This is a genomic window from Devosia elaeis (assembly GCF_001650025.1).
Taxonomy (GTDB): Bacteria; Pseudomonadota; Alphaproteobacteria; order Rhizobiales; family Devosiaceae; genus Devosia; species Devosia elaeis.
In genome coordinates this window covers 1-517 of sequence record NZ_LVVY01000051.1, presented here as the reverse complement: position 1 = coordinate 517, position 517 = coordinate 1, and the positions used below count along the sequence as shown (strand labels likewise).

The following is a 517-nucleotide window of genomic DNA, read 5'->3' as shown; positions in this document are numbered from 1 at the left end:
CGATCCCTCCAGGCTCGATTGGGAGGTGTTCTCGGACACGCTGATCGAACAATGCGAGCAGGGTGTGGACTATTTCACCATCCATGCCGGCGTGCGCCTCGCCTATGTCCCGCTCACCGCCAAGCGCGTCACGGGCATTGTCTCGCGCGGCGGCTCGATCATGGCCGGCTGGTGCCTTGCCCATCACAGGGAGAGCTTCCTCTACGAACGCTTCGGCGACATCTGCGACATCATGGCCAAGTACGACGTGTCCTTTTCACTCGGCGACGGCCTGCGCCCCGGCTCGATTGCCGATGCCAATGACGCAGCGCAGTTCGCCGAACTCGAAACGCTGGGCGAACTGACCAAGGTCGCCTGGGAAAAGGGTTGCCAGGTGATGATCGAAGGGCCCGGGCACGTCCCGATGCACAAGATCAAGGAGAACATGGACAAGCAGTTGCGCGAATGCGGCGAGGCTCCGTTCTATACGCTGGGGCCCCTGACCACCGATATTGCGCCGGGCTATGACCACATCACC

1 protein-coding gene is annotated in these 517 nt (G+C 62.1%); it reads left to right on the top strand.

Going from position 1 to position 517, the window contains the following annotated elements:
- On the top strand, positions 1 to 517 hold a 517-nt coding region (locus A3840_RS01765), incomplete at both ends, for a phosphomethylpyrimidine synthase ThiC (RefSeq protein WP_205633325.1).